Below are 24,215 nucleotides of genomic sequence, written 5' to 3' on the forward strand. Positions count from 1 at the left end.
TTTAAATATACTCTATTTTTGATAAATTTTAAAGGAATATGATCAAGATTTTTTATTCTTTATTGAATAGAAAAATCTGTATTATAATAGGACACTGGATTGGTTTTATTATGAGCAGTTTTATGGATTTCTTGATCAAATAATCTTTCGAGATTATTTCCTGCAAGATCTTCGAGTTGTGGATAAAATAGGATTTGATAATCTCCTTTTTTCCATGGTTGATCAGGAGTAAAAACTAAAGATGTTTCTTTATTGGTAAGTTGCCAGGAGCCTTCAATTTCATTGCCATTTCTTATAATTGTAAGGTTAGATAATGAACTGCCATAATCCAGAGTTTCTTTACAATTAATAATAAGGTTTGACGAGGTTATTGCTTTGGGACAAATTACCTGCCATGAGTTTATATCTGGTTTTGTTCGATCCGGTTCTGTAACTTGAAAAGAATGTACATAATCTTTTGACATAGATATACCTATCTGATCTTTTAATTTTTTTGATATAATTAAGTTATAAGAGCCACCAATTTCAAATACCCCGCCTAGTTTTTTATTAGGATTTAAACCACGTTTTTGTCTACCAGGTTCAATCCAAACAGTAAGTAATTTACCATCATCAGATATTAATGCATTTTCTAATGGTAATATAGCCCTGTTTACAGAATTTCCTGAATTGTTTTTAAAACCAATATGATTATATATTAATGCTTCATTAACTGGATGTGAGAATTTGATATACCATTTTAAAATATTAGCAGGAATAGTTTTAGAAGAAGGGTAAACAGCTACAACAGACAATGAATTATAATTTTTTGAAGTGGTATCTATTATAAAATGTTCAAAGATGTTTTTATATACGAGTGTATATTGTTGTTTATGAGTAAAAGGTACAAGTGGTTCAAAATGAAGCTGTTTTTTTTGTTTTGTTAACTCACCTAATATTGGTATTGCTTCTTGCAACGTATCTTCTGTAATGAAACCTGTATACACTTTAAAATTGTTAATGTCATTAGTATTTACATGGAGTATAACTTGATTTTGATCATAAGTAAAATCCGGAGATACCTGGGCCAGGATCTCCGGAATACTACATATTAGTAGAATAATGATATTTATAAGGTTTTTCAAAACAGAAAATTACAAATGGAAAAATGTTATAAGGATGATACTCATTATATTATTTGATCCACCAGTTACTCCCGGTTTTTAAAGCAAGATTTCCATTAGATTCTCTCTGTACGATTAAAAAGTTACTTTCATCAAGTTTATCAAGTTGTTGCACATTAACAAAGGGTAGATTAACATAGTATACACCTTCAGCAGCGCCTTTTTTAGTTACAGGCTCAGTTAGAGATCCGTTATATGCTTCCAAGTCCTTAAAATCCAATTTCATCAGTGGTCTGTTATTATTAGCAATCAGAAGAAAATGTGTGTCTCCGCTACCAATTTCTATGATATCTACAGGAGAATTACCACTACCAAGTTCGGCAACAGTTCTACCTTTATTATGTTCACCGGGTTTAATTTGGTCCATAGGAAAAACAACTAAAGGAGTACAGGTGTATCCAGCTATAAGATGTGAATTGCCATTGATCTTAGTAGTTATAAAGGTTTTAATGGGAGCATGAGTTTCATACTTACCGTGTGCAGCGTGATAAATTTCTAAAGAACCATATTTTTGCTTTTTAGAAAATGGAAAGTCAATAGATCTGAAAGTAGAAGCAAATTCTTTATTACTCAAACCAGATAACAAGACTTTACCATCAGCATATTTGATATCTGCTACTGCCCATTTACGAAGCTTTCTTCCTCGTCTGTCTTTAGCTTCTTCAGATACAGGATCCATTAATGTTGTTTTACTAAAAGAAACATTATTTAATGGCACTTGTTTTAAAGTGTTGTTTTCAACTCTAAATAATATTGCTTTTCCTGAGCTATGCATTACAGAGAGGTAAATGTTTTGGTTTTCTGGATTAACGATCATATCCGTAATCTGAATTTGATCTGTTTTGGTTCCTAACATATCGGCGATTACGATATCAAGTCGATCAACTTTTACTTTTGAGTTATCTACTTTGGGATGTTGACTAAGATCAATCGCTACAATCTGAGCTGATTTACTATCTCCAAGAAATAAAATTCCTTCAGGGCCAAATGTCATGCTATTTATAGAGGTAATTGCAGGATCTCCTGTTTTAAAATTTGTTTTTAAAGAAGAATTAGCGACCATGGTGCCTGTCGACAAAAGAAAGGATGATAGAAGAATATAAATTAAAAAAGTTTTCATGATGAGTGATTTAGAAATGATCAATGTTTTAAAATTAGGTAAAAAGAGTAGGGAGTAGAGTTAAAAAAAAGCCAATACTCTATAAAGATATGTTAGTAAAAAGAGTATTTAGTTTTAGCTTGTTAAAACTGTAACAAATAGTCTTGTTGTTCATCTTTAAGTATAAATAACAACCAAATAAAAGCTTTAGCTTTTTGTCTTTACTATCCTATTGGTTTTCCTGTTTAGATATAGGGGTAATAGTAATGTATAAAATTAAAGCTTGATAAATAACGGATTATGAATTCTGTTACTAACCAAAGAAAGTCTTTTTGGAGGCAACCTGCTGTCTTTTTACGTACAAAGAGAGAAAAATTAAGTTTAATTACTTTTTTAACTATATATATACCATTATTCCTTCTTATTTTTCAACCTTTTGGAGTTAACAATTATGACCCTACACATCGAATAGGTTTGGAGTTTTTATTAGTAGCTGTTGGATTTGGTATTATAAATGGATTAGGTACCTGGGTTTATGAATTTGTTTTTGCACCTTTTTTGTTTCCTGCACCAGATAGGTTACTTTTTATTATTAGAATATGCATAGAGTTTTTTTGGTTATCAATAATTACGTTTTTGCTGTACAATGTATTGGGACGTTTCCATGATTGGAATATTGATAGTTTTATTGGCTTTATCAGAGATGTAGCAGTTTCAGGTATAATTCCTTTGACCATTATTTTTTTATACTTCAATTATATAAAAACTAGAAATGCATATAAGGTTTTATTGGAGTTTCCTAAATCAGAATTATCAAAAAAAGAAATGATTTGTTTAGCATCAGATAATGGTAAACAGATGATTTCTTTAACGATTGATTCTTTACTTCTTATTGAAGCTCAGGATAATTATGTTGCAGTATTTCATCTAGAAAACGAGAAGATTAAAAAAACACTATTAAGAACAACGATGAAGAAATTAGAAGAAAAACTAATTGATTTTTCTATTATACGGTGTCACCGTTCTTTTATTGTGAATACCCGAAATATTCAAAAAATATCCAGTAGTAATAATAGATTGAAATTACATATACAAAAACTCGATTTTGTTGTACCAGTTTCCCGCAAATATTTATCGGTATTCGAAAACCTTTTACCACTTACCACTAATAGATAAATTTCGCCACAAATACATAAAACAAATGATGTGTTATAGCATAGAATAATACATTTGATCATCTCTATATTTTTAAACTAAAGCTATATTGATGAAAAAATTACAAGCCGTTCGATCTAAAAATTTCTTATTCCTTATTTTATCCTTATGTATAAGTATGACATTTGTTACCACATGGTTACCATTACTACGCTGTGTTTTTGATGGTACATCTTATCGATGGGGAACAGGATATTATGGGTTAAGTTTTGCAAGTAGAGGCTTTTCAACAGACTATATCGTATTAATAGTTTTCTTTTTCTTGTACTTGGCATTATTTGCTTCTTTCTATTGGGTAAAAAAAAGAATATTCTTTTATCTACTTCTTGCTTGGTGGTGGTTTCATAGTTTTGGAAATCTTCTATACTATATTGTCCGCAATGGTGATACAATGTTTCACGGAGATACTCTTAATATTCATATTTCGATATCTAAAATTGTGATACCTATATCGATTTTAGCTTTGATACTAATAATTTTTGTAATTATAAAAGATAAGAAACTAGCAGAAGTAAAGATCGCCTGGAAACGTTATAACCGAATAATGGCTTTAGCAGTTTTGTTACCTATAAGTATTCAAGGAGTTCTATTTTGGATAGGAGAACCTCATGGGCTAACCGATAAAATAGGTGTTTTTATAGCACTATTGCAATGCTTTGCTTTCCCTTTTATTTTTATTCCTTCAGAAAATAAGAACTTAAAATTAAATAGTTGATTGATTGATATTAGATGACTATTATTTATGACCCTATCAGGTAATTCTGGTAGGGTTTTCTTTATAATTATTAAATAAGAAGTGTGTTGTAATAATGTTTTATAAAATCTATAAGGATGCTATAAATTTTCTATAAGAAACAAGAATCTTACTTCTCTTTATAGTCTATAATTTCTCTTATATCTACACCCATATAATCAGCAATTTTTTTAATTCGCTCAAAATCTTTAGCTAGGTTTTTTCGCTTCACAACATAATCTCCTGCTTGAGGACTTATTCCTAAAATTTTAGAAATCCCATAAACAGTTTTTTCACCTTTACTCTTTTTCAAGAGTTTTTTTAGTTTTCTGTTAATCATAGTAAAATCAGTAAAAAGGAATCAAATATACAAATAAATTTTTAATAAAGAATTATTTGATTATTCAAATAATATATGTATATTCGTATTCATACAAATCCAAAATCACAGAAAAATGAAACTCTTACTTTTAATTGCAATGCTTTGCGTGTCTTATGTGAGTGCAAATACAGTAGTTGTTACTCCGGTCAATGAGAAAGAGAACTCAACGACAGATCCTAAAAAAAGGGTTAAAAAGGAGGTTAGAAAAACCAAGAATTTTCATTCTATAAAAAAATGGAAGATGACGATTAAGTTTAGTAATGGAAATGTGATCTCTAAAACTATCGTTGTACAAGATGATTCTAATATGAGCGCTATGGAAACGGCTTTTGTTGAAGCCGAAAAACGTCTGAAAACCTTTAAAAATGTTAAGTGGTATGACGTAACTCCAGTATCTAATAATTCCTACGTACTATTAGCTCAGAATTAAACCTTTTTTTGCCTTAAGTCCTATATATCGATAGTACATTGGTACTATCACATGAATTCTAAATGTCAATATCTATAATCATTGATTGGTTAAGATATTGGCATTTTTGTTTTTCAAACTACTACATTACTTTTCTTATTTACGAGTTATTAAATGAGGTAGGGGTGTAAAAAGGGGTATTTACCCTTTTTAATTCATAAAACTTATTAGTAAGTTTATACTCCTCAATCGTCACAGTGATTTCCCCAATTATTATTGATTCTTTATCTGACAGTTATCTGTTAGATACAAGATTTTGTATTCTAAATTCAACTAAATAACTATGAAAGTGTTTAATAAACGTAGGTTTTTTGCTAGCCTTTTAACAATAGGTGTTTTACTATTATTTAGTTCCTGTTATTCGGTACGATTAACAAGTACAAAAGGAGCTCCTATGCCTTGTCAAGCTGGAATAGATTGTCCAGAAGATAAGAGTAATTATTATAGGGATAAAATGGTTATTGTTTTAGATACAGTAGTTAAAGCAGGAGCCACTATTGATGATATTGGACTAAGAGTTCAAAGAGAAAATTGTGAGAGCGGAAAACTTTTCTCTGTAGAATATAAGAACACTTTTGGAGGCGCATTATTGTACCTGGTTACGTTTGGGAGTAAACGTAAGGTAAAAATTAAATATGTCTGTATGAAACCAGAAAATTAAGAGATTATGGCAACTACAACAACTCACCAAACTTCAAATTGGGATACTTTGCATAAAAATGGTCCTTTTGAGCTTAAAATATTACAAAAAACTACATTAGAAGGCAAAGCTAATATGCCTTCCGAAGTCGATAGATATAACGATGCAGCAGATGAGATTAGACGCCTTTTAAAAGAAGCTTTAGATAATAATGAAGGTTTTCGAGCTTATGGTGCCAGATGGTCTATGTCCAGAATAGCGCATCAAAAGGACAGAATGCATTATAATGTTTTTATGAATCTGGATATAACGATTTCTTCAAATGATATTCATTCGGCTTCTCCTTATAAAAGTTCAGATCTTTTTTTCTTTCAATGTGGAAATACAATAAAAGAGATTTCTCAAGCTCTGGACGCCAACGGAAAATCACTAAAAACTAGTGGCGCCAGTAATGGTCAAACTATTGCAGGTTGTATCTCTACTGGAGTACATGGATCTGCATTAGGTGTAGGATCCGTACAGGATTATGTAGTAGGTTTAAATCTGATTACTGGCCCTAAACCAGAAGATATAATATATATAGAACGACATACAAAACCGGCATTAAATAATGCCTTCGCCCAAAAGATCAATTCCAAAGTAATACGCAACGATGGTTTGTTTGATGCAGTATTGGTTGGTCTTGGATCTTTTGGGTTTATACATGGCGTTGTGATTGAAGCCGAAGATAGATTTTTATTAAAACGATACGTAAGAAAGATTAATAAAAACACTGCGCTGAAACTTGCTAAAACCATGGATTTTAAGAATTCTGATTTTGTAATAGATGGAGAAACAGATGCAAACGGAAAAGGTGTAGAACCCTATCATTATAAAGTTTTTATTAATCCTTATACCAATGAAGACAAGTATGTGGTAGAAGTGATGTATAAGAAACCTTACGCAACAAATTATCCAGATCCTTTTGATACTATTGAAAAATCTGTTTATAAAGACTTAATACATTTATTAATAAAGATTAGCGAGAAGTTTCCAAAAAGTATTCCTTGGTTTATCAAAAGATTAGAAAAACAGATACTACCAGATGTAAATGAAGAATCTTTAGGAACCTTATATGAAACATTTTGGGATGCACCTTATCAGGGTCCTGCATTTGCTTGTTCCTTTGGAGTGGATATAAAAGACTCAGAAAAAGCACTTAAAGTATTGGTTGATTTAACAAAAGATGAAGGCCCGATTCCTGGAATCTATGCCATGCGATTTGTAAAGCAATCACAAGCTACTTTGGCCTTTACTAAGTTTCCGATAACTTGTATGATCGAAATTGATGGAGTATTATGGAATAAGAGTAGAAAACTTATGAGTTTAAAAGAGTTTTCAAGAAGAATGATCCAGGTATTACAGCAAAATAATATTCCGTTTACAATACATTGGGGTAAAAATATTGATTGGGCCTTTCCGGGACTAGTAGAACATATGTACGGAGATAAGATGTCAGAATGGAAAGAATATAGAAACAGCTTACTTTCTGAAGAATCTGCAGCACTATTTTCTAATAATTTTTTAGAAACAATAGGCTTAGCCAATATTTTTGATAATGATGATATCGATGAAGATCTTATCGCTTCTTTATTAGATTAAAATGCTGGTTTAAAAACTACCTATTTATAGATATGTTTATACAAATTGATGGAATATTATAAAGAATTGTAATTTTCTTAATTCGTATAATAATTCATAACTTCCAGAACTGAAATAATCGGATAGTTATGAATAAAATATTCTCTTTTTTAGTTGTTTTAAGTTTTTGTATTTCTGCGTATGCACAAGAAAAAAGTGAAGCGAGAAAGTTTTGGAATTCTTTACAAAACTTATGTGGTAATTCCTATGAAGGTTCTTTAGAATTACCTGTTAATGATGAACAATTTGGAGGAAAGAAGCTTGTCATGCATGTTCGTTATTGTGATGATAAAACTATCAAAATTCCGTTTTTTGTCGGAGATGATAAGTCCAGAACCTGGGTATTAACATATAATAATGATAGAATCTCATTAAAACATGATCATAGACATAAAGATGGAACAGAAGATAAAATAACTCAGTACGGAGGTATATCTTCAAATTCGGGTCAGGCAACTATCCAGGTGTTTCCAGCTGATCAAGAGACAAAGACTTTAATCCCAGCTGCGTCGACCAATGTTTGGTGGATTACTATCGATGATAAATCATTGAGTTATAATCTAAGAAGGTTAGGAACTGAACGTGTTTTTAAAGTTGTATTTGATACTACCAAATCAGTTGAAAACCCAGAAGCTCCTTGGGGATGGAAAGATAATTGAATTATTGAAGTTATGCTTTAACTAGTAGTACTAGCCCTGAAATAAAGAGAAGGCCTAGAACAGCTTTTTTTAGTATAGTTTCATTTAATAAATGATACGTTTTTTTTCCTAAAAACAATGCAAGAATAAAAAAGGGGAGTACATATAATGAATTATACAATTGATCAAGGTTTAAGACACCACCAATAGCTAAGACTGGCATTCTAATAAAGGTAACCAATCCTAAAACACCAAACATGGTAGCTCTAAATGTTCTTATATCAGGTGTTACATCTTTTACAATAATAACATACAATGGACCACCGGTAGAAAAAACTCCCGAGAAAAAACCTCCTAGAAAACCAAAAAGGTGTTCCATTTTTGATAATAAATTAAATTTCTTAGTATTCCATAAGCTGTATAATACATAACATAGAATAAATATACCTAATGCTTTTTTTAAAATCACTGGTTTACCAAAAACTAAAATGATAATACCTATTACAACACCTATTAAAGAAGATAATGTTAATTTTAATATTATTTTTTTATCTACGTGTTTCCATTCTTTATAAATAAGAAAAGGACTTGCGATAAAATAAAATATAGAAATATAAGCAATAGAATCGGGCAAAGACATACCTGTGAGTAAGATAGGTAATGAAATTAGTGCTCCTGCAAATCCTATTACTGTTTGAACATAAAACCCCAGAAAAATACCAAATGCAAGTATGATTAATAATGTATCCATATGGCAAAATTAAGTGGTTTTAATATACTCTTGAAATTGATTCAATGGTATTCAGGTTATTTTACCAATTTAAAATTGTAATTTTATCAATATTTCAATTTTATTTATGGTAGATGATTTAGATCGTAAAATAATCGATATTCTAAAAAAGAATTCAAGAGAATCTTATGTTGAGATTGGTAAACAAGTTGGTTTATCGCCTTCATCAGTAAGAGAACGTATCCAAAAACTTGAGGACTATGGTGTAATTACAGGATATGCTGTACAATTAGATCATAAAAAACTAGGTTTTGGTATAGAAGTATTAATTATGCTCAAACTTTTTAGTGGTAATTTAAAGATCTTTTGTGATGAGTTAGGTAAATTTCCAGAAATAACTGAAGCACATCGAATAACAGGATCTCATAATATTTCTATGAAAGTAATTTTAAAGGATCAACTTCATTTACAAGAGTTTATAGATAAACTATTGCGTTATGGTGATCCTTCTACATATTTAATTTTATCAACTCTTTAATTGATGAAAATTAATAACTATTGTATTTTTAGATTAAAAATAGAATTTGATATATCAACAACAAGAATCACAAACCAGATTATCTAATATTATCAAATCCTTTTGGATGATCGATAGTGAAGGGGATACTAACATCAATAAACAAAAAATTATTCCAGATGGATATCCCAAGATGATATTTCACTATAAAGATCCTTATAGAATAAATATTAATGGAGAATGGCATACTCAGAAAAATGATCTTATTGCTGGTCAAATCAGTAATTATTTCTTTTTAGAAAATACCGGTGAATCTGGCATGTTTGCTATTAAATTTCAGCCTTGGTCTTTAAAAATACTATTTGATATTAATGTGTTTTCTATAAATGATAAAGTTATTGAAATAGATTCTCAAATATTAGAAAGAATACATCCGCTTAAGGAAATTGCTATTAATCAAAGTTTTTCTTTTCAAGAAAAAGTGAAGAGAATAGAAAATTGGTTTATTACATTTTTAAAAACTATTGATTTTAATTAAATTAATGGGGTTAAAGCGGTACAAATTATTATTGATAGTAAAGGAGAATTTTCTTTAAAAGAAGTACAGAGTAAATCTGGTATGAATGAAAGAAACTTAGAACGTTTTTTTAAAACATATATAGGATTAACCCCAAAATTTTATAGTAGAGTTATTCGATTTTCGAACATATTTAAGTTAATTCAGCAAGAAGGATTTAACTGGGCAAGCATTGCTTACTTGGCAGGTTTTTATGATCAATCACATTTTATAAAGAATTTTAAGGAATTTACAGGAGAAGAACCATCAAAATATGGATTTGAAGAAGAAAATATGGCCAACTTCTTTTTAAAAGAATAGAGCTGTCGGTTTTTTACTATACTTGACCTAATAGTAAAAGTAGTTTTACTTTATAAATTTAAAACTATAATTATGATGTCAAGATATATACTTATAACCTTGTTTTTTACTTTTTCTTTAACCTCTTGTATAGGTCAATCAAAATTAGAAACTGTAGAATTTTTAATAGGAACCTGGAAAATGGAAGGCAAAGATTCTTTTGAAGAATGGAAAAAAGAAAATAATCAATTAGAAGGTTATTCTTATAAATTTAAAAATGAAAACAAAGTAACTACCGAAACACTTTTAATAAAAATAGAAGAACAGAATGTTATTTATGAGGCAACAGTTGCTTCTCAAAATAAAGGAAGAACAATACCTTTTGTTTTAAATATATTGATAAAAGACAAAATATCATTTGAAAACCTACATCATGATTTTCCTAAAAAAATACAATATCAAAAACTAAGTGATGATATATTACGAGTATATGTTTTAGGCGAAAATGATAAAGGGTTTTCTTATAAATTGATCAGGCAATAATGAATCATTATTATAAGAATGACACTATGAAATAGATTTTAACGATAATTTATCGGTAAAACAATATTCCAAATTAGTAAATTTGTGAAGGAGGAATTTATCAGGCTAAGTTTAACATTCAATTTCTTTCTTCTATGGTAAAAAAGATCAAAGCCGAAATCAATAAGGTGTATTTTATTAATAAGTACACGTTGGTCCATATTCTGGAAGGAACTGGAAATATACAGGTTGATTTTAAAAACTACGATGATTGGGAGGATAAAGCAATTTATCTGGAGAAAGGACAGTACATAAAATTTATGTCTGATAATTTTGTGGTTAGATTTATTGACTTCCCTGATGAAATATTATTTAAATCTAAAGATGTACGAGTATTATTCAAACACCTTATTTCTTTAGGTTATATTAATTTTAATGAATGTGAGGATTGCCAAACATTTTTAAATAGTAATGTTTTTAGTGATCGCATTAGTAATATTATTGATATCTCTACAGAACAATGGTATTGGCAAAATCCATTTCAAGCTAATAAAGAAGAATATCAAGTTATATTTGACGTAAAAGATGTCATTGATAATGAATTTACTAAGAATATGGATACCAAGTCATTTGCAGAGCATATAGTTAGCTCTTCATATAATGTCCAACATTTGGTAAAAGATAAACTTGGGATTTCTATACATAAAATGATTCATAACAAGCAGCTTATCGAAAGTCAGAAAGAAGTTGCTTTTACTGATAAAAACATTCAGGAAATAGCATATGATTTAGGATTTAAAGATCCTGCTTATTTTAATAGAGTTTTTAAGAATAAAATAGGGCAGACTCCAAAACAATTTAGGGATAATTTTGATTATGAAAATCGGGATACATTTTCGCAAGATTTGGTAGCACTTGTTCAACAGTTTCATAAAGAACAACATTCTCTTGATTTTTATGCCAATCAGATGAATATAAGTGTAAAAGGACTGTCAAAAAAAGTTAAACAAAAAATGAATGTATCATTGGGTAAACTTATACGTTCACAAATTGTTTTATCTGCCAAAACTATGTTAGATCAGGGAGCAAGCGTTAAAGATGTTGCTTTTTCTTTGGGCTTTGAAGAAGCCAATCATTTCTCCTCTTTTTTTACTAATAATGTAGGAACTCCACCATCTTCTTATTTAAAAAAATAACTGTTCTTTACTAAAACATCTTCTATTTAAAAATAAAAGAGAAAGTGTTAAAGTTTTATGTTAAATTTATTACTTAAAACCTAATCACAACCTCAACTAAAATGGTTAATAAAATCAAAGCTGAAATCAATAAAGTGTATTTTATTGATCAGCATACATTAGTTCACATACTTCAAGGAACTGGTAATATTCAAATTGATTTTAAAAATTATTATGACTGGAAAGATAGAGCTATCTATTTATCTAAAGGGCAATATATTAAGTTTATGTCCGATGATTTTGTGGTACAGTTTTTTGATTTTGCTCCAGATACAATATCAAAATCTGAGGATTCAAGAGTTTTATTTAAACATCTAATCTCATTTGGTTATATTAATTTAAACTCTTTAGAAACTAATCATCTGTTTTTACAATATAGAATGGATGAAATAATAAAGACATCGGTAAAACGATGGTATGATCAAAATCCTTTTAGAGCTACCAAAGATGAATACAAAGCAATATTTGATGTAAAAGATGCTATTGATAATGAGTTTTCTTATAAAACCAACAATACAAAATCTTTAATAGCACACCTTAAGTACGAGCAGTCAAATGTTTCAAATTTGATAAAAAAGAAAGTAAAAACTTCGATAAGTAAAATGATCTTAAAAAAAGGGTTATTAGAATGTCAAAGAGAATTAGCTTTTACTAATAAAAATATTCAAGAAATCGCATATGAAAAGGGATATAAAGATCCAGCATATTTTAATAGAATTTTTAAAAATAAAATAGGGGTAACCCCAAGAAAATTTAGATACAATTTTGATTATAAAGATCGAGATTTGTTTTTTCAAGATATTCTGGCATTAATTAAACAATTCCATAAAACAGAACATAATATTTGTTTTTATGCAGAAAAAATGAATTTGTGTTCAAAAAATTTATCCCAAAAAGTGAAACAAAAGACAGGAATTACTTTGGGACAATTAATTCGTTTTCATATTATTAAATCTGCAAAAGAATTACTTTTAGAAGGCGAAAATGTTATAAATGTATCCTATGCTTTAGGGTTTACTGAACCAAGTCACTTCTCTAGGTTTTTTACTAGTTATACAGGTACATCTCCTTCTTCATATAAAAATTCTTAATAAGATCTTCAGCTTATTTATTCCTCAATATATCTAGAAGGTTAGAAAAGAACAGAATTCCAAAAAGTACAATTTTTAGCGTTTTTTTTGTACCTCCTTCCTGGCTATTCATCTCCATATTTGCATTGTAATTAAAAAACAATTTATCAACTTTTAAAAATTTAAAAAATGAACATTAAAGAACAAGCCAAAAAAATGGATGCAGTAGTTTCTACTGGAGCAGTAGTAGATGCAGTTAAAGAATTTTTCGCAGATAATGCAACTACTTCAGATCATGGCGAAGGTGGAACTACAGGAGATAAAGCTGCAATGGTTGCCAAAATGGAAGGTTTTGTAGCAGGAATTGTAAAAGTAAATGGTATTACACTACATCATACAATTGTAGATGGTAATGTATCAGCTTCAGAATTCACTTTTGATTTTGATATGCAAGGAGGTGGTAAAGTTTACTGGCACGAAATCATTAGAAGAATCTGGAATGATGAAGGAAAAGTTATTCAAGAGGAATATTTTAATGCAGAATAATATTCAAACGAAATAATAAAAAATTGCTATGAAAAATTTAATAAAAACAACAACGGTTATAATTGCTTTATTAGTAAGCACGATAACTTTGGGGCAAGATAATAAAGCTAATAATATAGATAATAGTAATATTGCTTTGCAAGGGTATAGTCCAGTATCTTACCTGGATTTAGGAATCGCTCAAAAAGGATTGAAACAATATAAGTCTGAACATGAAAAAGTGACATATTATTTCACTTCTGCAGATCAGAAAAAGACTTTTGATAAAAACCCTGCAAAATATAAACCACAATATGGCGGATTCTGTGCCTTTGGAACTTATGCAGGAGCCAAATTTAGACCAGACCCTAATAAGTTTATTGTAAAAGATGGTAAGTACTTCTTATATCTTTATGACTTAGAATTAGATGCACAACAATTATGGTTAGCAGAAAAAAATCATAATAAATTAGTCTCAGTTGCTAACAAAAATTGGGAGAAGCTGAGTAAAACTCATAATTAATACTTCAAACTCTTAACGATTGATTTAAATTGTTAGATTTTAATGGTGCTAGAGCATATCAATATAAATTTTTATTGATGTGCTTTAGTTTTTATATTTATAGATATGGAAAAACTATTGCAGGAAATATCCAAATGCACAGTGTGTTCTGAGTATTTAGAGCTAGGACCGAGACCTATTGTTTCTGGGCATATTGATAGTAAAGTTATTATTATAGGACAAGCTCCTGGTACAGTAGTGCACAGAACTGGAGTTCCTTGGGATGATAAGAGCGGTGAGAATTTAAGGAATTGGATGGGAATTGATAATACAATTTTTTATGATGCAACAAAAATTGGACTAGTACCTATGGGGTTTTGTTATCCAGGAAAAGGTAAAACAGGAGATTTACCACCAAGAAAAGAATGCGCTCCTTTATGGCATACTCAATTATTACAAAAGATGAAAAATGTAAAACTTACTATCCTAGTAGGGAAATATGCGCAAGATTATTATTTAGGAAATCAAAGTAAACGAACACTTACAGAAACTGTTAGAAATTTTGAAGATTATTTACCTAACTATTTTGTTTTACCACATCCATCACCCCGCAATAATATCTGGCAAGCGAAAAATGAATGGTTTGGAAAAGAAGTATTACCACGACTTAAACAAGAAATAGTAAATCTTGGTTTAAACCAATAAAGAGTAAAAAAAGAATCCCTTCTTATGATTTAAGAAGGGATTCTTTTTATTTATTAGTTTGAAGTAGCTTTATCTACAACAATACGATTTTCTCGATTCGCTAGTTCCCAAGCGGTATAAAATACTAATCGAGCACGATTTTCTAATAAATCGTATTCAATTTTATCAGGAGTATCACTAGGTTGATGATAATCTTTATGTGTTCCGTTAAAATAAAAAATAACAGGAATATTGTTTTTAGCAAAATTATAATGATCCGATCTGTAGTAAAAACGATTAGGATCATTTTCATCATTAAAAGTATAATCCAGATCTATATTCATGTATTTAGTATTTACCTCTTCAGAGATATTATGTAGTTCTGTACTTAATTTATCACTACCGATTAGATATACATAATTACGATTTCCTTTTTTACGTTCAGGGTCAATACGTCCTATCATATCTATATTAAGATTAGCAACCGTTTGTTCTAAAGGAAATATAGGATCCATATCAGTATAGTAACGAGACCCAAGTAATCCTTTTTCTTCTCCTGTAACATTTAAGAATAATATAGATCGTTTAGGACCATTACCATCTTTGACAGCTTTTGCAAAAGCTTCTGCAATTTCTACAACGGCAACTGTTCCAGAACCATCGTCATCAGCACCATTATATACTTGACCATCTTTTACACCTTCATGATCTAGATGAGCAGAGATAACTATAATTTCATTAGGTTTTTCAGATCCTTTAATAAAAGCAGCAACATTTTCTGATGTTACTTTTTCAATATTACTCTTATAACCTAGCTTAAATTTTGTTTTAATGTTACTACTTGTATTATTGGTAGCAATATCAGAAACCAAGCTTTTTACGACTTTCTCATTTACTAAAAAGAAGTGTGCCTCTTTTTCACCACCTGCCAAAGTCATAGCTCCCGAAGAAGCTCCAAAACGACGAACAGCCATTTGATATACCTCTGGGAAATAGAATAATACTGCTTTTGCTCCTTTTGAGATAGCTGCATCTCTTTTTGCCACAAATTGTTGTTGCATTTTTGACCAGTTAGAAGGCTCTGACGTACCAGAAATTATGTAGGTGCCATCCTCTTTCTTAGGTTCACCTGATTTGAAAAGAACAATTTTATCTTTTACATCGATATCAGTATAGCTCGAAAATTTTTCATCTTCAATCCCAAATCCAGCGTATACAATCTCATCTGCAGAAAGTTCGCCAGTTTCACCAGAAGTGATCGATACCAAATCATCTAAATAATTAAAAGATTCACCGTTAATAGTAAGAGATACATCTGGAGCTTTAATTACATCAAGAGGTACGGTTTGAAAATAATCACCATCACTTTTTGCTGCAGAAACACCAAAGGATTTATAATGATCTTTTAAAAAATTAATTGCTTTTTTTTGTCCAGGTTGTCCAGTTTCCCTTCCTTCAAAATCATCTGATGCGTATACATACAATGCTTCTTTTAAATCTGAGGCAGTAATTGTATTAGCATAAGTTTCGGGTTTACCAGTTTTTTCTGGAGATTTTGTTGCTTGTGTAGTTGTTTTTTTAGTAGTGCCACAAGCTGCAATAAATAATATTATTGCAATAAATGAAAGTAATTTTTTCATGAAATAAGATGTTGTTAAATGTGTAGTAGGGGTAAAAATACAAGAAAATTAGGTGTTTTTTGTTAAGCACATGCAAAAATACAGCCCTAGAACCTATTTAGCTCTTATTTGAATCTAAGATAAGGAGATGTTTATTTAGTTCTTAGTTCCTTATTCAACCTTTTTTTAACCCGTTTTATCGTTTTTAAAGAAACTCTACTGGTTGATAATCTGAACGTTTTTATATTTTTGATTATATGCTGAGTTTAAAACTTAATAAATCTGATTACAAACTTGTATGGGTATTCACCATTTTTGGTGTTATATGGTTGATTTTAAAATTTTGGACAGAAAAACATCCCATAGGTCAGATATTATTTGATATCCCTATTATCATAGCAAAAACTCTTGCTGGTTTTTTTATAGTACGCTGGCTTATACAATATTACATTATAGAGAGGAAACAATATTTTTTGTTTTTTGTACTCGCTACTAGTGCCTTGATAGTTACCGGTTTTGTGGATTTGCTGAGAGATTATTTTGGAACAGGTCATACCTGGAAAGATTTACCATCTATAGGTTATATTCTTATTCATAGCTTTTATTATTCTGCAGCAGATTTATCAGCGCCTTTTATTATTGTGATTACTAAAAAATATTTTGAAAATCAAACCTCTCTGGCAAAAGTAAGAGAGCAACAAAAAGAAAGTGAGCTTAAGTTATTACGTACACAATTAAATCCTCATTTTTTATTTAATAATTTAAATACTGTAGATGCTTTAATCTGTTCAGATCCTTTAAAGGCAAGGGAATATATCTCTAAACTATCTTCATTATATAGATATCTTATCAGTAACAAAGACAATGATATAATTTCGCTAGAGGAAGAAATTAACATGGTTAAAGATTATTTTTATTTGATACAAACTCGTTTTGGAAATGCATATAAATTTAGAATACTTCCTCATTCGCAATCGATTCTTAATAATAATTTTTATTTACCTACCGGAGCACTACAAACTTTATTTGAAAATGTTGTAAAGCACAATAAAATTGTACAAAAAAGATCTATTGATATTGAACTTCTTATAAAATCTGAAGTATTAGTGTTTACAAATAATAAAAGTTCTGATAGAACAAATTTAGAATCTTTTGGTATTGGCCTTAATAATTTAAAAGAACGATATGAATTGTTATTAGGAAAAACAATTATTATAGAAGATACTGAGAATTATTTTACTGTATCCTTGCCTTTAGTAACATTAAAAACATAGGAGAAGTATGATTCGTATATTGATTATAGAAGATGAAATTCCAGCTTTTGAAAAGTTGCGCACACATCTTAATACATACTTTAGTGAGAAGTTTTCTTATGATTGGGCACGTTCTGTTACTGAAACCATACACTTTCTTTCTCAAAATAATGATTATACTCTTATTTTTTCTGATATAGAATTATTGGACGGAGTATCTTTTGAGGCGTTTACAGAAGTAAAAATTTCTATTCCAATAATTTTCTGTTCTGCTTATGATGAATATTTATTTCGAGCATTTCAAAGTAATGGTATTGCATATATATTAAAACCATATGGAGTGGAAGAAATTAAAAATGCTATTGAGAAGTACAAAATCTTATTTGATACTCCAAAAACGGGTGTTTTGGAAACTAAGGCCTTAAATGATCTCAAGTCAGCAGTTTATTTAAAAAAAGAAAAATATAAAGAACGTTTTGTAATTAAGAGTAAAGGAGGAATACATCTTTTAGAGACTAAAAACATTGTACTAGTTACCGCAGAAGGAGATTTTTGTAAGCTTATGGATTCAGAAGGGAAAACACATCTTTATTCACAAAATATTGGAGCCATTTATGCTTCTTTGAATCCATCTACGTTTTTTAGAATTAATAGAAGTACGCTAGTGCAATTAAAATACATTACAAAAATTGAAAATCATTTTAAAAACCGATTGCTTATAACCGTGCAAGGTTATCAAAAAACTGTCATGACCAGTTCGGGAACTACTGCAGATTTTAGAGTTTGGTTGGATCGGTAGCCATATTTAACAGGATTTTACCCTGATTGATCTTTTTCTACTTTTATGAATAGGTATTCTTAGAGATTTTTGAAACATATTAATCAAAAAACGACACTTATGAGTACGCTTGTTCAGTTTATTATTATTTTAATCCTTAGTGTTTCTATACAGGCACAAACGATTAAAACACCAATCGGCACATCCATTGAAACTTCAGAAATTGAAGCATTACTAGAAAAGCAGATGGCATCAAATAGAACACCAGGTGCTTCTTTAGCAATTATTAATGATGGAAAAATCGTTTTTCATACAGTTAAGGGATATAGTGCTCCTGGAAAAGAAGTAACCAAGAAAACTATTTTTGAAGGAGCTTCTTTGTCTAAACCACTTTTTGGTTTTTTTGTTATGAAATTTGTAGAAAAAGGACTTCTTGATCTGGACACTCCTCTTTATAAATATTTACCTTATAAAGACATCGCACATGATTCTCGCTATAAGAAAATTACTGCGCGCATGGTTTTGGCTCATAAAACCGGATTTCCTAATTGGCGTACAGATACTAACTCAGATACTTTATTTCTGGATTTTGAACCTGGAACCAAATTTCAATATTCTGGTGAAGGGTACCAATATTTAGCTCTTGTTTTACAAAATATCTTAAAAACCGATGCAAAAGGATTGGAGCGATATTTTCATGAAGAAGTTGCAAAACCACTAGGACTTAAAACTATTAAATATCTTCAAGATAAAAACAATCTAAAAAATAAGGCTAGAGCATTTAAAGATGGTAATTGGATAGCTCATAGAGATTTTGGAGATACAGAATTTGGAGCTGCATATGGTGTGCATTCTGAAGCAAATGATTGGGCAACCTGGATGATTGCTCTAATGAATAAAAAGGGGTTGAAAAAAGATAGTTATTTACAACTTTTTGAAAACCAAACAGAGTTACCAGAAGATAATGTAAATCGTAGCTCTGGAATTACATATCTTACATTAGGGTTTTATACTGGAGTTTTTCCTTTTGGAAATGTATATGGACATGGAGGTAATAATAATGGTGAATTTACATCTCTATTTTTCTTTCACCCAACTTCTAAATGGGGAGCCGTTTTATTTACCAATTCAAGTTTTGGAGAAGAAATGGGGATTCAATTATTTCAATATTTGCTTACTAATGGTAAGTAAAAAAATGCTCTGATATTAAAAGTCATCAGAGCATTTTTTTGATTATTGCAAAGATCATATAATTAGTTGTGCAAGAACATTAAACAAACTCGCTTTGGTATTTAAATAATCATTCTCCAGAGTTATTCCTTTTAACTGGGCTTCTATAAGTTTAGATTCACGTGAATTAATTAAAAACAAAGAGCTTTCTCCAAGCAAAAATTTACGTTCTTCTGCTTGAAGTAATAAATCATAATCTGAAATAATAGTATTGGTAAATTCATTTTGAACATTATAGGATTGTAATTCTTGAGTGATAGCATCTATTTTATTTTCTAATATTACTTTTGTAGTTTTTATTTCAAATTCGGTATTTTGAAGTTTCAATTTGGCCAATTTTAAATCTCCACGCTGTTTCCGAAGAAATAATGGAAAACTAATATTTAAGCCACTTTTATAAGCCGAAGATGTAAATGATTGAATATTATCTGGAGTTTCAGATAAAAAATTATACTGTACGTCTATTTTAGGCAAAAGCAAATTCCTTTTTAATCGTTGTTCAATTTCCAGGCTTTTATATTTATACTCTAATGATTGTAGTTTAGGGTGGTTATTGATTTCATTGTTTTGAACAGCTAATGTAGAAGTGTTCATCACAGTATCAATCGAGGTAAACGTATTTGTATCAGGAATCATATGTTGTTTTATCTGTAATGGAGTGTTATTTTGATACCACAGATAATTTGATAACTCTAATGAAGATTTAGTATACGTTATTTTGGCTTTTTCAAAACTTAATTTTCTACTGTTTAAAACAATTCTAGCTTCTAAGGTGTCTATCGCAGGTTTTTCACCAGCATCATAACTTTTTTTTATACCTTCAAAACGTGTTTCGGCATTATTCAAAAATGATTCGTACATTTTTTTTTCATTATATGTTTTTAGCCAATTGAAATAGGTTAAGGCAGCTTCATATACGATTTTATTTACTAATAATTGCCTATCTACTTTTACTTGCTTTGTAAATAACTTTGCCTTTTTAAGCATTGCCATTCGTTTATTGATTAATAAACCTTGTGCAACTGAGATTGATATACCAGCACTATACAAACCATCTTCAGGTATATTAGCTTCGGGATTTAAGAATATGCCTTCATTTTGTTCAAAACCAGCTTTTAGTTCTATACCATACCAGGTTGGAATTTTAAAAGAAGTATTGAGTTTATCAAAATACTCAAGGTTTTTAAATTTCTTTCTATCATACTCTAATTGAATTTTGGGATCAAAAGCTCCTCTGGATTTCAGTAATTTTGCTTCGCTTTCTGTAATAAGTAGATTGGCTTGTTTTACTAAAGGATGATACGCTTTTATATAACCTAAATATTCTGATAATGTTAGTGCTTCGGTTGATTTTTGAGCTGTGATATTACTTATAATAAAAAGAAAGAAACATAGATACACCTGCTTCATATTATAATGATTTTTTAGTTTTTTGATTATTGTTTTTTGACTCATAAAAATTAGGAGGAAAACTATTGAGTTGCCTCCATAACTCAAACCAAATAGGAACATCATTTAATAAGGCAATCGTTTTTGCACCAGATCCTACTCGAATAGCTTCTGGCCATTTTTGATCGTCCTGGTCAGGAGCGAGTAAAATTCGATACTTACCATTATCACTAATAAAATTTTCAATGGCAACTACTTTAGCTCCATAAGTTCCGTATGAGGCATTTGGCCATCCACTAAATACGATTGCCGGCCAACCATCAAATTGAACACGTACTTTCTCACCCAGATGAAGCAATGGAAGATCAATAGGTTTTACATAAGTTTCTACAGCTAGATCATATTGTAAAGGCATAATATTAATTAAACGTTCCCCTTCTTTAAAAGTCTCACCAATTCCGGCTTTTAAGGTTTTATTGATGTATCCACTTTGTGGAGCTGTGATATGAAGTAAACTTTTACGTTTTACATAATTTGTGTTTGAATTTTGAAGTTTTGTAACCTGAACCTCTGTATCAAATTGGTTGGATTGCGCAGTATACATATCACTTTCCGTTTTTGAAATTTTATCAAGATATGATGCTCTTATTCGTGATAATTCTACTTGCGCATTAATTCTTTGATTCTTACTTGATAAAAACTTATTTTCTTGTGAGATAAGTTTGGCTTGACTCTCTTGTAATTTCAACCTTTTTTCTTCTACGTCTTTTTGTGCTTTAAGCCCTTCTTTGTATAAAAGTTCTATTCTATCGAATTGTCGTTTTGCAATATCATAATTAATTCTTGAGGCTTTTAGATCAATACTATCACTTTTTATTTTGAGGTTAGCTTGTAGTATTTTGTTTTGTGCCTGTTGTAGTTTTAATCGTTGATCATTTTGAAGCGCAGCTATCTGTCGATTTAAAGCAGCAACTTTTTCTGTATAAGCAACTACAGAAGATGTCTTTGCATTGATTTGATCATTTGTACGTTCTATAAGTTTGTCATCAAAATATTCACTTTTTACCTCAGAGATACGTAAGATAGTATCTCCTTGTTTAACAAGATCTCCTTCTTTTACAAACCATTCCTCGATTCTTCCAGGAATTTGAGATTGTATAGTCTGAGGCCTTTGATTAGGTTTTAAAGTAGTTACCTGACCCTGACCCGTTATATTTTGTGTCCAGGGCAAAAACAATATGATTAAGCCAATAATAGCAAAAGCGAGTAAAAACTTATTAAATTGTTTATAATATGCTTTATTAAATATATGTTTACCTGACCTAAAAGAAGATAAGGGTATTTTTTTATGTAAATGATTATTTGTGATATTGAGCATAATTAAAGTTTAGAGGTATGTTTAATAATACCCTTGTCAAGAGTTATTATTTCATTGGAACTATCTTGCCATTTACTATTACTACTTACTACAAGTAAAGCCCAAGGATTATCTGGATGGGATAAAAAATCGATTATTGAGTTAGTTTCTTGTTGATTAAACTGATCTAATGGATCTTCTAGAATAAGTACTTTTGGTTGTTTAACAATTGCTCTGGCAAGCATGATTTTTTTGGCAACTGTTTGAGATACTTGTTTTCCTTCTGGGTATAAAATAGTTTGTAATCCATTAGGTTGTTCTTTTATAAACGATATCAATCCAACTTTTTCTAATGCCCAAAAAATAGATTTGTCATTAATTGTGGTGTCTCCAAAAGTAATGTTCTCTCTAATAGTACCTTCAAACGGAGTTTCTTCTGAAAGAGATAAACCTAATTGTGATCTATAGTTATTTATAAATAAACTTTTTAATGAAATATTATTGATATATACATTTCCTGAGGTAGGTTGAATAACTCCAGCAATTAAACTCAATAAACTAGATTTCCCAGATCCACTCTCTCCTTTAATTAAAATGCGACTATTAGGATGTATAGAGAAGTTAATATTTTGAAGTATTGGTTTTTCTCTATTATCAACATTATAGAAAACATTATCCAGTTCTATGGTTAACCCTTTTGTGAAATCTGGAGTTTCTCCATCCTGTCTTTCTAAATCTTTATCAACGACTTGTCCAAGTTTTTCGATAGAAGTAAGAACATCATAAAACGATTCTAATCCTAAAATAAGTTTTTCGACTGAAGCTATTACTAAAAGAATAATGATCTCTGAAGCAACAAATTGCCCTATATTCATTTCTTGGTTTAGGACTAGAGCTCCACCAATAAGTAATAAACCCGCAGTCACCATTACTTTAAAACCAATCATTTGCATGAACTGAAGGATGAGGATTCTAAAATGACTTTCTCGTGCTTCTAAATACTCAGCAGCCAAACTATCATTCTTATCTAGTGCAAAATTTGTTTTTCCTGATAGCTTAAAACTAACTACTGTACGAGCTATTTCCTGAATCCAATGAGCTACTTTGTACTTATTTTTTGACTCTTCCAGACTGGTTTGTAACCCTTTTTGTGCGGTAAACTTAAAAACTATATAAATCAAGAGTAGTAAGAGAACTCCAAAAAGGATAAAAAATGGATGATAGAAAGATAGTAATATCAAAGCAAATACGATTTGAAGCAATGCAGAAGGGATATCAATAAGTATTTTAGAAATCCCTTTTTGGATAGTAAGAGTATCAAAAAAACGATTGGCTAACTCTGGAGGATAATAGTTACGTAGTTCATTCATTTTAATTTTTGGAAATCGGTAACTTAATTCAAACGAAGCTCTAATGAAAATCCGCTGCTGCAAAGTTTCAATAATACGGAGTTGCATAAGTTGCAAAGCTCCCGAAAATAATACACCTATAGTTACCAATATAACTAGAACAACCCAAGACGTTGAGAGTTGAGCTCCTTGGATTAGATTAATTATCGCTTGTATACCTAGAGGAAGGGATAGTGCCACTATACCAGAAAAGATAGCATAGTAAAATATTTGAAGAATGTCTTTTCGTTCTAGTTGTAGTAGGCGAATAAAACGTTTCCAGGGAGTTAATTTTGAATGGTTCATCTATACTTTAATACTTAAAATTAATAGTAGTTAATGGAATAATGAATAATTAATCTCAAAAATAATAGTAATACTATTAATATTGAATATTTAACTTTTATTTGTGAGGTAAATTAACACTACTGTTAATACAAATAATGTTATCGTAACTGGATCAGAATTATGAGGAAATCAATAATATGTATTGAGAAAATGGGGTAGAAGTGAGGGTAGCTTAAGAGTAGATGCTCTCAAA

The 24,215-nt window shown here is 29.9% G+C and carries 26 protein-coding genes; 18 read left to right on the forward strand and 8 right to left on the reverse strand.

The window, feature by feature from the left end; genetic code table 11:
- Positions 1–59: 59 nt before the first annotated feature.
- Together U0D62_RS09675 and U0D62_RS09680 are read right to left on the reverse strand one after the other, a co-directional pair.
- Positions 60–1,124: a hypothetical protein gene (locus U0D62_RS09675; RefSeq protein ID WP_322287070.1), complete on the reverse strand. Its 1,065-nt coding sequence runs from the start codon at positions 1,122–1,124 to the stop codon at positions 60–62.
- A gap of 49 nt (positions 1,125–1,173) precedes the next feature.
- Positions 1,174–2,283, reverse strand: coding sequence for a hypothetical protein (locus tag U0D62_RS09680; protein ID WP_322287071.1), 1,110 nt, complete (start codon positions 2,281–2,283; stop codon positions 1,174–1,176).
- A 279-nt stretch (positions 2,284–2,562) separates the two neighbouring features.
- On the opposite strand from U0D62_RS09680, the gene U0D62_RS09685 reads away from it, so the two are divergent.
- Together U0D62_RS09685 and U0D62_RS09690 are read left to right on the forward strand one after the other, a co-directional pair.
- The gene (locus U0D62_RS09685; protein ID WP_322287072.1) at positions 2,563–3,438 is read left to right on the forward strand and encodes a LytR/AlgR family response regulator transcription factor; all 876 of its coding nucleotides are present in this window, start codon (positions 2,563–2,565) and stop codon (positions 3,436–3,438) included.
- A 91-nt stretch (positions 3,439–3,529) separates the two neighbouring features.
- Positions 3,530–4,192 carry a hypothetical protein gene (locus U0D62_RS09690; RefSeq protein ID WP_322287073.1) on the forward strand — a complete coding sequence of 221 codons (663 nt, stop codon included), beginning with the start codon at positions 3,530–3,532 and terminating at the stop codon, positions 4,190–4,192.
- A 148-nt stretch (positions 4,193–4,340) separates the two neighbouring features.
- On the opposite strand, the gene U0D62_RS09695 is transcribed toward U0D62_RS09690, so the two are convergent.
- Positions 4,341–4,550, reverse strand: a complete 210-nt coding sequence (locus tag U0D62_RS09695) for a helix-turn-helix domain-containing protein (RefSeq protein WP_322287074.1) — start codon at positions 4,548–4,550, stop codon at positions 4,341–4,343.
- Positions 4,551–4,665: 115 nt separating this feature from the next.
- On the opposite strand from U0D62_RS09695, the gene U0D62_RS09700 reads away from it, so the two are divergent.
- The 4 genes from U0D62_RS09700 (at position 4,666) to U0D62_RS09715 (ending at position 8,040) form a co-directional block, all read left to right on the forward strand.
- Entirely contained in the window at positions 4,666–5,022 is a 357-nt protein-coding gene (locus U0D62_RS09700; protein ID WP_322287075.1) for a hypothetical protein, read from the forward strand.
- Between the two features lie 322 nt (positions 5,023–5,344).
- Positions 5,345–5,722, forward strand: a complete 378-nt coding sequence (locus tag U0D62_RS09705) for a hypothetical protein (protein ID WP_322287076.1) — start codon at positions 5,345–5,347, stop codon at positions 5,720–5,722.
- A 6-nt stretch (positions 5,723–5,728) separates the two neighbouring features.
- Positions 5,729–7,342: an FAD-binding protein gene (locus U0D62_RS09710; RefSeq protein WP_322287077.1), complete on the forward strand. Its 1,614-nt coding sequence runs from the start codon at positions 5,729–5,731 to the stop codon at positions 7,340–7,342.
- Between the two features lie 128 nt (positions 7,343–7,470).
- Positions 7,471–8,040, forward strand: a complete 570-nt coding sequence (locus U0D62_RS09715; RefSeq protein WP_322287078.1) for a hypothetical protein — start codon at positions 7,471–7,473, stop codon at positions 8,038–8,040.
- 10 nt (positions 8,041–8,050) lie between these two features.
- On the opposite strand, the gene U0D62_RS09720 is transcribed toward U0D62_RS09715, so the two are convergent.
- On the reverse strand, positions 8,051–8,770 hold the full coding sequence (locus U0D62_RS09720) for a sulfite exporter TauE/SafE family protein (RefSeq protein WP_322287079.1): 720 nt from the start codon (positions 8,768–8,770) through the stop codon (positions 8,051–8,053).
- Positions 8,771–8,876: 106 nt separating this feature from the next.
- Between U0D62_RS09720 and U0D62_RS09725 the strand changes: the two genes are divergently transcribed.
- From U0D62_RS09725 to U0D62_RS09765, 9 genes are all read left to right on the forward strand, one after another.
- The gene (locus U0D62_RS09725) at positions 8,877–9,287 is read left to right on the forward strand and encodes an Lrp/AsnC family transcriptional regulator (RefSeq protein ID WP_322287080.1); all 411 of its coding nucleotides are present in this window, start codon (positions 8,877–8,879) and stop codon (positions 9,285–9,287) included.
- 46 nt (positions 9,288–9,333) lie between these two features.
- Positions 9,334–9,804, forward strand: coding sequence for a DUF6597 domain-containing transcriptional factor (locus tag U0D62_RS09730; protein ID WP_322287081.1), 471 nt, complete (start codon positions 9,334–9,336; stop codon positions 9,802–9,804).
- 81 nt (positions 9,805–9,885) lie between these two features.
- Positions 9,886–10,143 (forward strand): helix-turn-helix domain-containing protein, encoded by a 258-nt coding sequence (locus U0D62_RS09735; protein ID WP_322287082.1) that lies wholly within the window; start codon positions 9,886–9,888, stop codon positions 10,141–10,143.
- A gap of 75 nt (positions 10,144–10,218) precedes the next feature.
- A complete protein-coding gene (locus U0D62_RS09740) occupies positions 10,219–10,665 on the forward strand; it encodes a DUF6265 family protein (RefSeq protein ID WP_322287083.1) in 447 nt (148 codons plus the stop codon).
- A 134-nt stretch (positions 10,666–10,799) separates the two neighbouring features.
- Positions 10,800–11,840, forward strand: a complete 1,041-nt coding sequence (locus U0D62_RS09745) for a helix-turn-helix transcriptional regulator (protein WP_322287084.1) — start codon at positions 10,800–10,802, stop codon at positions 11,838–11,840.
- A 101-nt stretch (positions 11,841–11,941) separates the two neighbouring features.
- Positions 11,942–12,970 carry a helix-turn-helix domain-containing protein gene (locus tag U0D62_RS09750; protein ID WP_322287085.1) on the forward strand — a complete coding sequence of 343 codons (1,029 nt, stop codon included), beginning with the start codon at positions 11,942–11,944 and terminating at the stop codon, positions 12,968–12,970.
- 168 nt (positions 12,971–13,138) lie between these two features.
- Positions 13,139–13,495, forward strand: coding sequence for a nuclear transport factor 2 family protein (locus tag U0D62_RS09755; protein WP_322287086.1), 357 nt, complete (start codon positions 13,139–13,141; stop codon positions 13,493–13,495).
- 28 nt (positions 13,496–13,523) lie between these two features.
- Complete coding sequence (locus U0D62_RS09760; RefSeq protein WP_322287087.1) at positions 13,524–13,997, forward strand: YHS domain-containing (seleno)protein; 474 nt, start codon at positions 13,524–13,526, stop codon at positions 13,995–13,997.
- 105 nt (positions 13,998–14,102) lie between these two features.
- Positions 14,103–14,681, forward strand: coding sequence for a uracil-DNA glycosylase family protein (locus U0D62_RS09765; protein ID WP_322287088.1), 579 nt, complete (start codon positions 14,103–14,105; stop codon positions 14,679–14,681).
- Between the two features lie 53 nt (positions 14,682–14,734).
- Here the strand turns inward: U0D62_RS09765 and U0D62_RS09770 are convergent, their stop codons facing one another.
- On the reverse strand, positions 14,735–16,300 hold the full coding sequence (locus tag U0D62_RS09770; RefSeq protein WP_322287089.1) for a M28 family metallopeptidase: 1,566 nt from the start codon (positions 16,298–16,300) through the stop codon (positions 14,735–14,737).
- 236 nt (positions 16,301–16,536) lie between these two features.
- On the opposite strand from U0D62_RS09770, the gene U0D62_RS09775 reads away from it, so the two are divergent.
- The 3 genes from U0D62_RS09775 (at position 16,537) to U0D62_RS09785 (ending at position 19,501) form a co-directional block, all read left to right on the forward strand.
- Entirely contained in the window at positions 16,537–17,553 is a 1,017-nt protein-coding gene (locus tag U0D62_RS09775; RefSeq protein WP_322287090.1) for a sensor histidine kinase, read from the forward strand.
- Positions 17,554–17,560: 7 nt separating this feature from the next.
- Positions 17,561–18,331, forward strand: a complete 771-nt coding sequence (locus U0D62_RS09780; protein WP_322287091.1) for a LytR/AlgR family response regulator transcription factor — start codon at positions 17,561–17,563, stop codon at positions 18,329–18,331.
- Positions 18,332–18,430: 99 nt separating this feature from the next.
- Positions 18,431–19,501, forward strand: coding sequence for a serine hydrolase domain-containing protein (locus tag U0D62_RS09785; protein WP_322287092.1), 1,071 nt, complete (start codon positions 18,431–18,433; stop codon positions 19,499–19,501).
- A gap of 54 nt (positions 19,502–19,555) precedes the next feature.
- Here the strand turns inward: U0D62_RS09785 and U0D62_RS09790 are convergent, their stop codons facing one another.
- From U0D62_RS09790 to U0D62_RS09800, 3 genes are read right to left on the reverse strand one after another with little or no spacing between them, the layout of a single operon-like run.
- On the reverse strand, positions 19,556–20,950 hold the full coding sequence (locus U0D62_RS09790; protein WP_322287093.1) for a TolC family protein: 1,395 nt from the start codon (positions 20,948–20,950) through the stop codon (positions 19,556–19,558).
- Position 20,951: 1 nt separating this feature from the next.
- Positions 20,952–22,307 (reverse strand): HlyD family secretion protein, encoded by a 1,356-nt coding sequence (locus U0D62_RS09795; RefSeq protein WP_322287094.1) that lies wholly within the window; start codon positions 22,305–22,307, stop codon positions 20,952–20,954.
- 2 nt (positions 22,308–22,309) lie between these two features.
- Positions 22,310–23,980 carry a peptidase domain-containing ABC transporter gene (locus tag U0D62_RS09800; protein ID WP_322287095.1) on the reverse strand — a complete coding sequence of 557 codons (1,671 nt, stop codon included), beginning with the start codon at positions 23,978–23,980 and terminating at the stop codon, positions 22,310–22,312.
- Positions 23,981–24,215: the final 235 nt, after the last annotated feature.

The organism is Aquimarina callyspongiae (assembly GCF_034322225.1).
Classification (GTDB): domain Bacteria; phylum Bacteroidota; class Bacteroidia; order Flavobacteriales; family Flavobacteriaceae; genus Aquimarina.

Bases quoted from the DNA above. Each gene is read 5' to 3' on its own strand.
- U0D62_RS09680 (WP_322287071.1), bottom strand. From the start codon at position 2,283: ATGAAAACTTTTTTAATTTATATTCTTCTATCATCCTTTCTTTTGTCG.
- U0D62_RS09685 (WP_322287072.1), top strand. From the start codon at position 2,563: ATGAATTCTGTTACTAACCAAAGAAAGTCTTTTTGGAGGCAACCTGCT.
- U0D62_RS09690 (WP_322287073.1), top strand. From the start codon at position 3,530: ATGAAAAAATTACAAGCCGTTCGATCTAAAAATTTCTTATTCCTTATT.
- U0D62_RS09695 (WP_322287074.1), bottom strand. From the start codon at position 4,550: ATGATTAACAGAAAACTAAAAAAACTCTTGAAAAAGAGTAAAGGTGAA.
- U0D62_RS09700 (WP_322287075.1), top strand. From the start codon at position 4,666: ATGAAACTCTTACTTTTAATTGCAATGCTTTGCGTGTCTTATGTGAGT.
- U0D62_RS09705 (WP_322287076.1), top strand. From the start codon at position 5,345: ATGAAAGTGTTTAATAAACGTAGGTTTTTTGCTAGCCTTTTAACAATA.
- U0D62_RS09710 (WP_322287077.1), top strand. From the start codon at position 5,729: ATGGCAACTACAACAACTCACCAAACTTCAAATTGGGATACTTTGCAT.
- U0D62_RS09715 (WP_322287078.1), top strand. From the start codon at position 7,471: ATGAATAAAATATTCTCTTTTTTAGTTGTTTTAAGTTTTTGTATTTCT.
- U0D62_RS09720 (WP_322287079.1), bottom strand. From the start codon at position 8,770: ATGGATACATTATTAATCATACTTGCATTTGGTATTTTTCTGGGGTTT.
- U0D62_RS09725 (WP_322287080.1), top strand. From the start codon at position 8,877: ATGGTAGATGATTTAGATCGTAAAATAATCGATATTCTAAAAAAGAAT.
- U0D62_RS09735 (WP_322287082.1), top strand. From the start codon at position 9,886: ATGAATGAAAGAAACTTAGAACGTTTTTTTAAAACATATATAGGATTA.
- U0D62_RS09740 (WP_322287083.1), top strand. From the start codon at position 10,219: ATGTCAAGATATATACTTATAACCTTGTTTTTTACTTTTTCTTTAACC.
- U0D62_RS09745 (WP_322287084.1), top strand. From the start codon at position 10,800: ATGGTAAAAAAGATCAAAGCCGAAATCAATAAGGTGTATTTTATTAAT.
- U0D62_RS09750 (WP_322287085.1), top strand. From the start codon at position 11,942: ATGGTTAATAAAATCAAAGCTGAAATCAATAAAGTGTATTTTATTGAT.
- U0D62_RS09755 (WP_322287086.1), top strand. From the start codon at position 13,139: ATGAACATTAAAGAACAAGCCAAAAAAATGGATGCAGTAGTTTCTACT.
- U0D62_RS09760 (WP_322287087.1), top strand. From the start codon at position 13,524: ATGAAAAATTTAATAAAAACAACAACGGTTATAATTGCTTTATTAGTA.
- U0D62_RS09765 (WP_322287088.1), top strand. From the start codon at position 14,103: ATGGAAAAACTATTGCAGGAAATATCCAAATGCACAGTGTGTTCTGAG.
- U0D62_RS09770 (WP_322287089.1), bottom strand. From the start codon at position 16,300: ATGAAAAAATTACTTTCATTTATTGCAATAATATTATTTATTGCAGCT.
- U0D62_RS09775 (WP_322287090.1), top strand. From the start codon at position 16,537: ATGCTGAGTTTAAAACTTAATAAATCTGATTACAAACTTGTATGGGTA.
- U0D62_RS09780 (WP_322287091.1), top strand. From the start codon at position 17,561: ATGATTCGTATATTGATTATAGAAGATGAAATTCCAGCTTTTGAAAAG.
- U0D62_RS09785 (WP_322287092.1), top strand. From the start codon at position 18,431: ATGAGTACGCTTGTTCAGTTTATTATTATTTTAATCCTTAGTGTTTCT.
- U0D62_RS09790 (WP_322287093.1), bottom strand. From the start codon at position 20,950: ATGAAGCAGGTGTATCTATGTTTCTTTCTTTTTATTATAAGTAATATC.
- U0D62_RS09795 (WP_322287094.1), bottom strand. From the start codon at position 22,307: ATGCTCAATATCACAAATAATCATTTACATAAAAAAATACCCTTATCT.
- U0D62_RS09800 (WP_322287095.1), bottom strand. From the start codon at position 23,980: ATGAACCATTCAAAATTAACTCCCTGGAAACGTTTTATTCGCCTACTA.